Below are 6,614 nucleotides of genomic sequence, written 5' to 3' on the forward strand. Positions count from 1 at the left end.
CCCCCCCACTACTGCAGCAGTGGCCGCACTGCCGCTGCCGGAATATGGTCCAGCGCACGCCAGGCGTCTTCCACCACCGGCCGCGCCTGCGACCAGCTCAGCCGCGACTGCCCGCGCATCTGCTCCCAGTGCTCGGCCAGTTCCTCGCAGGTATCGGCGGCGTCACCGCGCGGCCAGTCGGCGGCGTGGGTGGTCAGCGCGAAGGCATAGACCGGGCACAGGTCACGCCAGTTGCGATGGCCGGGCCCGCGACGCTCCTCGTAATCGCTGAGCATGTACTGCAGGTAGTCCTGCGCCACCGCCTGCGGGTCTTCATGGCGACGCGTGCGGCGCTGCGCGGTGCGCTGGCCGAGCGGATCGAGCAGGGCGTTGAACACGGACGGTGCGTGTCGTTCAAGACGGGGCATGGCCGGCTCCTGCAGCGGGGGCGGGTGGGCAGGAATACGCGCGGTGCCGTTACCAGCGGGTGAGCGAGATGTTCATGACGCCAGGTTCGCGGCGGCTTTACCTTGCTGGCGGTGTAGTGGAGGCCCCGAGCGCAGGTAGCCAGACCATGAGCCGTGAAACCTCCCGAGACCCGCTGCGGGAAAACCACCCGCCCATTGCCGGCGAGCAGCGTGGCAAGCGCGACGCCGACACTGCCGACTACCGCGGTACCGGGGCCCCCTTCTTCGATGCCGCGCAGGGCGACGAGCACCTGCCGGTGAAGCATGAGGCTGAACAGGCGGCCCAGGACCGCAAGGACGGCGGCGACCGCCATCGCGGCGGCCAGGAAAGCCCGCTCAAGCGCCGCGAGCGCAAGCAGCGGGCCAGCGACAACCAGGACGAGGCACTGGAGGAAACCTTCCCGGCCAGCGACCCGACCTCACCGTTCGTGCCGGCCAAGGCGCCCGATTGACGGGTCGTGCCGCCCAGTGCCACGACCCGCCTAGCGCCACGACCACTGCAGTCCCACGCTGGACCGCCGCCCCGGTCCGGGCTCGTAGAAGCGGCCGTTGCCGTCGTTGACGATCACCGAGCCGATGTAGGCCTGGTCCAGCACGTTCTCCAGCCGGGCGAAGGCACGCAGCTCGCCGCCGGGCAGGGTCCAGCGGCGGCCACCTTCCAGATGCAGCAGGGCGAAGCCCGGCGCTCGCTCGGTGGCCACGTCGTTCACCACCGTGTCGCTGCTGGCATTGGCTTCCAGCGCCCACTGCCAGTCGCCCGGCGTCCACTGCAACCGGGCGAAGGCCTGCTGGCGCGGCACGCCGGGCAGGCGGCTGCCGGTGGTAACCACGGTATTGGAGGTCAGGTAGGGCGAGCGCACCTGCGCCTGCAGCCAGGTCCAGGCCAGCTGCAGTTCCAGCTGCTCGGCCAGCGGCTGGCGGTACTGCAGTTCCAGCCCCTGGCGACGGGTACGGCCAATGTTGCGATAGGTGCTGCGTCCGCCGATATTGCTGGCAACAGCCAGCTCATCGTCGGTATCTGCACGGAACAGGCTGACATCAAGCTGGGTTCCATCCTGTGCGTGCCACTTGCTGCCCACTTCCACGGAGCGGCTGCGCGCGGCGGCAAGATCCAGTGCCAGTCCCGCCTGACCGTCGGCGCGGTAACCCAGTTCGTTGAAGGTAGGCGTCTCGAAGCCGCGGCCAACGGCAGCGTGCAGGCGCCACTGCGGGCTGGCCTCGAAGCTGATGCCGGCCACCGGGGTGGTCGCCTGGTAGCGACGGCGGCCGCTGTCGTCCGGGTTGCGGCCGGTGATGTAGCGATCGTCCGATTCGAAGCGCACGCTGCTGTGGCGCACGCCCGCCAGCAACGACCAGCGCGGGCTCCATTGCCACCAGGCCTGCGCGAACTGGTCCACGTTCTGCACGACGTCGATCTGGTCGCGGCGCAGCTGCCCGCGTACGCCCAGCGTGCTGCCGATGAAGTTCTCGTAGCCGGTGCGGTGCTGGCGCTGGCGGTCGGCGCTGAGCCCGGCCACCAGGTCCAGCGGCCGTCCGGCGAGATCGCCGTGCCAGCCCCAGCGCGCGTCCAGCCCGCCGTAGCCTCCGTCCAGGTCGATCACCCCGCCCGCATGCAGGGGATTGGCCTGGGCCGCCGGCGGAATCGGCAGGTACTGACGCACCGCGCGCTGGCCGGCATAGCCCATCAGCTGCCAGCGCTGCGCGCCGGTCTCGCGGGTCCAGCGCAGCCCGGCCTGCTGCTGGCGCACCGATTTGCGGGTGTTGTACTGGTGTGCCACGGCGGTGGCCTGGCGCGGGTCCGCCGCCACCTGCGCGCGGGTCAGGCCCAGCGGATCCTGCGCATCGGGCGCATCCAGCGCATTGAGCAGCAGCTCCAGCCGCCCACCGCCCAGCTCACCGCCGATGCGCGCGTTGAGCGATTCACGGCGCGCGCGGCTGTGGTCACGCCAGCCATCGGTACGGAAGTGGTTGGCGGCGATGTTGTAGTCCAGCCCGTGGCCTGCACCCTTCAGTTGCGCGCCGACACTGAGCGTGTTGTCGGCGCCGGCATTGAGGCGCAGCCGCCACGGGTCGCCGGCCTGGCCCTGTGCGCTCCACACCTGCAGCACGCCGCCAGAGGAGTTGCCATACAGCGCCGAGAACGGCCCACGCAGCACGTCGATGCGCTCGGCGCCGAGCAGGCTGGCATGCGACAACTGACCCTGGCCGTCGGGCATGGTCGCCGGTACGCCGTCGATCAGCACCCGCACCCCGCGCACACCGAAGGTCGAGCGCGCGCCGAAGCCCCGGATCGACAGCTGCGTGTCCTGCGCGAAGTTCTGCCGGTCGCGCGCGACCAGGCCCGGCACCCCGGCCAGTGCTTCGGACAGCTGCGCCCCGGCCCCGGCGCGGCGGGCGTCGATCCAGACCGTGTCCAGGCTGGCCGGCAGGGCGAACGGGTCGATGCCGGGTACGCGTGCGGCCTGCACCTGCACGGCGGGCAGGGCGGTGGGGGCAGGCTCGGCCATGCTGGCAAATGGCGACAGCAGCAGGGCGGACAGCGGCAGGCAATGGCGTCGTGCGGCGGGATTCATGATTCAGGTTGATGGATCGGGCGGCAACGCACGCCATGGTACGGGCCCGGGGATGACGATGGCGGCGGCCAGCCCCGGCAGGCTTTGTTACGATGGGCTGTTTCCGGCTGGAAAGCCGCAAGCCGCGTGGCGCAATTCCTCCCCCTTTCCGTCTACCGAACGAGTACCGCCGTGTCCTTCTTTGCAAACGTGGAACTGGTCCCAGGCGACCCGATCCTGGGCCTGACCGAGGCGTACAACGCCGACAGCCGCCCGACCAAGGTCAACCTGGGTGTGGGCATCTACTACGACGAGAGTGGCCGCATTCCGCTGCTGCGCGCCGTCAAGCAGATCGAGCAGCAGCTCGCCGCTGAAGCCAAACCGCGCGGCTACCTGCCGATCGATGGCCTGCCGGCGTACACGCAGGCCACGCGCGAACTGGTGTTCGGCAAGGACTCGCCGCTGCTGGCCGCCGGCCGCGTCACCACCGCGCAGACGGTGGGTGGCAGCGGTGCGCTGCGCGTCGGCGCCGACGTGCTGAAGAAGCTGCTGCCGCACGCCACCGTCGCGCTGAGCAACCCGAGCTGGGAAAACCACCGCGCCGTGTTCAGCGCGGCCGGCTTCGAGGTGGTGGATTACACCTACTTCGACCCAACCACCCATGGCGTCGATTTCGACGGCATGCTGGCCGACCTGGGCAAGCTGCAGGCCGGCACCGTGGTGCTGCTGCACGCCTGCTGCCACAACCCCACCGGCGCCGACCTCACCGTCACCCAGTGGAAGCAGGTCGCGCAGCTGCTGAAAGACAAGCAGCTGTTCCCCTTCATCGACATGGCCTACCAGGGCTTCGACAAGGGCATCGAGCAGGACGGCGCCGCCGTGCGCATCATCGCCGAGGCCGGCATTGACAGCTTCATCGTCGCCAACTCGTACTCCAAGTCGTTCTCGCTGTACGGCGAGCGCGTGGGTGCGCTGTCGATGGTCGCCCCGACCGCCGCGGACGCCAAGGCCGTGCAGTCGCAGGTCAAGCGCGTGATCCGCACGATCTACTCCAGCCCGTCCACCCACGGTGCCGCGCTGGTGGCCGGCGTGCTGACCAACCCGGACCTGCGCGCGATGTGGGAGCAGGAGCTGACCGAGATGCGCGAGCGCATCCATGCCCTGCGCCACGGCCTGGTCGAGAAGCTGGCCGCTGCCGGTGCGCCGCAGTTCGGCTTCATCAACGAGCAGGCCGGCATGTTCTCCTACTCCGGCCTGAGCCGTGAGCAGGTCGAACGCCTGCGCGACGAGTTCGGCATCTACGCCGTCGGCACCGGCCGCATCTGCGTGGCCGCACTGAACCAGAACAACCTGGAATACGTCGCCAAGGCCGTGGCCACCGTCGCCAAGGGCTGAAACAACGTTGCACGTGCTTGAAAACAAAGGCGCCGAAAGGCGCCTTTGTTTTTTGCATTTGCCCCTGCCTTTGCCACACCCACCGCGCTCGCGGCGAACCCTGAAGCGCAGGGCGAGGTACACCGTGGACAGGACCGTGAGGCGCATGGATGCGCCGACCGAGCCCCCATGGATGGGTTTACGGCGTGTCCTGGCCACGGTGTACCTCGCCCTGTGCCTCCATGAAGGAAGGCGCCACGAGCGCAACGCCTCTGGAAACGATTACGCCTTCCCGCGGTCACGCACGCCCCCGCCAGACCGGCGACAATAGGCGTTTTCCCGCTGCCGAGACCTGCCCGCTCATGTCCCGTACTTCGTTGACCCGCTTCCTGATCCAGGAACAGCACGCCGGCCGCATCAATGCCGACCTGCGCCAGCTGATCGCGGTCGTCGCCCGCGCCTGCACCAGCATCTCCATCGCCGTCAGCAAGGGCGCCCTCGGCGGCGTGCTGGGCGAGGCCGGTACCGGCAACGTGCAGGGCGAAGCGCAGAAGAAGCTGGACGTCATCAGCAACGAGATCCTGCTCGAAGCCAACGCCTGGGGTGGCCACCTCGCCGCCTGCGCCTCGGAAGAAATGGACCACAGCCAGCCGGTGCCGGACATCTATCCGCGTGGCGACTTCCTGCTGCTGTTCGATCCCCTCGATGGCAGCTCCAACATCGACGTCAACGTCTCGGTCGGCACCATCTTCTCGGTGCTGCGCTGCCCGACCAACGTGGAACTGCCGGGCGATGACGCGTTCCTGCAGCCGGGCAGCAAGCAGATCGCCGCCGGCTACTGCATCTACGGGCCCAGCACCCAGCTGGTGCTGACCGTCGGCCATGGCACCCACGCTTTCACCCTGGACCGCGAGAAGGGCGAGTTCGTGCTGACCACCGAGAACATGCAGATCCCGGCGGCCACCCAGGAATTCGCCATCAACATGTCCAACCAGCGGCATTGGGAAGCGCCGATGCAGGCCTACGTCGGCGACCTGCTGGCCGGCAAGGAAGGCGCACGCGGCAAGAACTTCAACATGCGCTGGATCGCCAGCATGGTCGCCGACGTGCATCGCATCCTGACCCGCGGCGGCATCTTCATCTACCCGTGGGACAACAAGGACCCGTCCAAGGCCGGCAAGCTGCGCCTGATGTACGAAGCCAACCCGATGGGCCTGCTGGTCGAGCAGGCCGGTGGCGCCGCCTGGACCGGCCGCGAGCGCATCCTCGATATCCAGCCCGACCAGCTGCACCAGCGCGTGCCGGTGTTCCTCGGCTCGCGCGAGGAAGTGGCCGAAGCCGTGCGCTACCACCACGCGCACGACGACGCGCAGGGCTGAGGGCCGTCACCGACAACGGTCATGGCAGATCGATGACATGACCATGGGGTGACACCGAAGGCGGCAAACGGCACCATCAAGCCGTTGCCGCCTAAGGAATGCACGCATGCACGAGCAGGGCCCGGTCGATTTCATCGAAGTCATCCACAATGCCGTCCCCAGCGACGTCTGCGCGGCGATCGTCGAGCGCATGCGTGCAACGCGTGGCCTGCTGCCCGGTGCGGTGGGCAGTGGTGTGTTCCCGGAACTCAAGCACAGCAAGGATCTGCGCATCAGTGGACTGGACGGCTGGCAGGATGTCGACCAGCAGTTGCAGATCGCGGTATTCAACGGCCTGCTGACTTATCTACGCCGTTATCCACAGGCGTTGATCGCTCCGCTGATGTTGCAGATCCAGGACAGCAATGGCCAGCCGCGACGCCTGTCTGCCGAGGACTTCCCCGACATGCCGCAGCAGCAGCTGGCCGACCTGGCCCGCACCTGCCTGCGCCCGGGTGCGATCAACCTGCAGTGGTACGCGGCGGGCGAGGGCGGCTATCCGTACTGGCACTGCGAGCTGTACCCGAAGGACGCCCAGGCCGAGACCCTGCACCGGCACGTGTTGTGGACGCTGTACCTCAACGATGACTTCGAGGAAGGCGAAACCGAGTTCCTGTTCCAGGGCCGCAAGATCGCGCCGCGCACCGGCAGCCTGCTGATAGCCCCGACCGCGTTCACCCACACCCATCGCGGCAACCGGCCGCAGGGCGGCGACAAGTTCATCGCCACCAGCTGGATCCTGTTCCAGAGCGCGCAGAAGTTGTTTGGGGCGTAGCGTCGAGCTTGCTCGACTACGTTGTATTCCCCGTAGAGTCGAGGTTGCT

General features: G+C 68.4%; 6 protein-coding genes. 4 read left to right on the forward strand and 2 right to left on the reverse strand.

Features of this window, described 5'->3' with window-relative positions:
• Positions 1–8: 8 nt before the first annotated feature.
• Entirely contained in the window at positions 9–407 is a 399-nt protein-coding gene (locus QRO93_RS19625; RefSeq protein WP_285304330.1) for a hypothetical protein, read from the reverse strand.
• A gap of 146 nt (positions 408–553) precedes the next feature.
• On the opposite strand from QRO93_RS19625, the gene QRO93_RS19630 reads away from it, so the two are divergent.
• Complete coding sequence (locus QRO93_RS19630) at positions 554–898, forward strand: hypothetical protein (protein ID WP_053508091.1); 345 nt, start codon at positions 554–556, stop codon at positions 896–898.
• Between the two features lie 30 nt (positions 899–928).
• On the opposite strand, the gene QRO93_RS19635 is transcribed toward QRO93_RS19630, so the two are convergent.
• Complete coding sequence (locus QRO93_RS19635; protein ID WP_180878545.1) at positions 929–3,019, reverse strand: TonB-dependent receptor domain-containing protein; 2,091 nt, start codon at positions 3,017–3,019, stop codon at positions 929–931.
• A 171-nt stretch (positions 3,020–3,190) separates the two neighbouring features.
• Here QRO93_RS19635 and QRO93_RS19640 point away from each other — a divergent pair, with 171 nt between their 5' ends.
• The 3 genes from QRO93_RS19640 to QRO93_RS19650 all read left to right on the forward strand — a co-directional run bounded on the left by QRO93_RS19640 (position 3,191) and on the right by QRO93_RS19650 (position 6,565).
• Entirely contained in the window at positions 3,191–4,393 is a 1,203-nt protein-coding gene (locus QRO93_RS19640) for an amino acid aminotransferase (protein WP_053448367.1), read from the forward strand.
• 341 nt (positions 4,394–4,734) lie between these two features.
• Entirely contained in the window at positions 4,735–5,751 is a 1,017-nt protein-coding gene (locus QRO93_RS19645; protein ID WP_053448366.1) for a class 1 fructose-bisphosphatase, read from the forward strand.
• Positions 5,752–5,857: 106 nt separating this feature from the next.
• Complete coding sequence (locus QRO93_RS19650) at positions 5,858–6,565, forward strand: 2OG-Fe(II) oxygenase (RefSeq protein ID WP_053448365.1); 708 nt, start codon at positions 5,858–5,860, stop codon at positions 6,563–6,565.
• Positions 6,566–6,614 lie beyond the last annotated feature (49 nt).

The sequence above is a fragment of the Stenotrophomonas maltophilia group sp. Smal17 genome (genome assembly GCF_030237045.1).
Taxonomy (GTDB): Bacteria; Pseudomonadota; Gammaproteobacteria; order Xanthomonadales; family Xanthomonadaceae; genus Stenotrophomonas; species Stenotrophomonas forensis.

Coding starts and splice junctions, on each gene's coding strand:
- QRO93_RS19625 (WP_285304330.1), bottom strand. CDS start 407: ATGCCCCGTCTTGAACGACACGCACCGTCCGTGTTCAACGCCCTGCTC.
- QRO93_RS19630 (WP_053508091.1), top strand. CDS start 554: ATGAGCCGTGAAACCTCCCGAGACCCGCTGCGGGAAAACCACCCGCCC.
- QRO93_RS19635 (WP_180878545.1), bottom strand. CDS start 3,019: ATGAATCCCGCCGCACGACGCCATTGCCTGCCGCTGTCCGCCCTGCTG.
- QRO93_RS19645 (WP_053448366.1), top strand. CDS start 4,735: ATGTCCCGTACTTCGTTGACCCGCTTCCTGATCCAGGAACAGCACGCC.
- QRO93_RS19650 (WP_053448365.1), top strand. CDS start 5,858: ATGCACGAGCAGGGCCCGGTCGATTTCATCGAAGTCATCCACAATGCC.